Annotated in this window: 1 protein-coding gene; it reads left to right on the plus strand. The window is 58.9% G+C overall.

What is annotated here, in order from left to right; all coding sequences use genetic code 11:
* Nucleotides 1-222: 222 nt before the first annotated feature.
* Nucleotides 223-1,101, plus strand: an 879-nt coding sequence (locus tag EN993_RS36110) for a helix-hairpin-helix domain-containing protein (RefSeq protein ID WP_245469083.1), incomplete at its 3' end; no start/stop codon positions are given.

The following is a 1,101-nucleotide window of genomic DNA, read 5'->3' on the forward strand; positions in this document are numbered from 1 at the left end:
ACAATAGATTCGCCCTCTCATTTCCACGTGGGCGATGCTCCTGAATTAAAGAAGCGCACGGCCTCCAAAGCTCTGGCGGGATGGGGCCGCGCTGACCAATCCTTGCCCAGCCTGTAGCGTCCGACGCGGAGGAGCCAGTAAAGCCGGATTTGAAGGGCAACGCGGCGCTCATGGCCTTGCCTGATTGGAACCTGCGGAGACCGGCCTCGTTTGGCTGTAGCCATGGCAAAAATCGATCCCAGGACTGTCGCCAATCTTTTGAGGGAATATGCGCAACGGGCGTCTATGCGCGGCGACAATCCCTATCGCACAAAGGCATACTTGCGCGCGGCAGACAGTCTGATGACGCTGTCGCAACCGCTTGATCGGATCATTGCCGCCGGCGCCCTCACCAGGATCCCGGGGATCGGTGACGCGATCGCGGACATCGTGACCAAACTTTACCAAACCGGCACGCACCCAAGCCTTGAGAAGCTGCGCGAGGATGTTCCAGCGGGCGTGCTGGAGCTGTTTACCATACCCGGGCTTCGTCCCGATAAGATACTGAAGCTTCATCAGGCGCTCGGCGTGAACTCGCTTGCGGAGCTTGAGGCCGCGGCAAGAGAAGACCGCATACGCCCAGTCAAAGGCCTCGGCGCCGCGCTTCAGACAAAGCTCCTGCAGAACCTGGCCATCGTGCGAAGCGGCGAAACGCAACTTCACATGCACAAGGCCGCCGCCCTTCTCGAACATGCGGTCATATCGGTGAAGCAAGCGCATCCAGAGTTTTCGCGCGTCGAAATTGCAGGCGACTTCCGTCGCGGTTGCGAGCTCGTTTCCGACCTCGCCCTGGTAGCGCAGGGCAGAAAGTCGACTGGTATCGAGGATACGAGCCTCAGGCTTGTTGTCACAGACAGGAAGCACTTTGGCGCGAGCCTGCTCGAAGCAACCGGTTCGGCAGAACACCTTGAGCAACTGAAGACGTTCGCTGCCGAGAAGGGTTTCACTCTAAACGCCGACGGGCTTCATCGCGGGAGAAAGCTGATCGCGTCAGCGACAGAAGAAGAAATTTACCAAGCTCTAGACCTGCAGTTTATCGAGCCTGAATTGCGCGAAGGCAGG

The organism is Mesorhizobium sp. M7D.F.Ca.US.004.01.2.1, assembly GCF_003997785.1.
Taxonomy (GTDB): Bacteria; Pseudomonadota; Alphaproteobacteria; order Rhizobiales; family Rhizobiaceae; genus Mesorhizobium; species Mesorhizobium loti.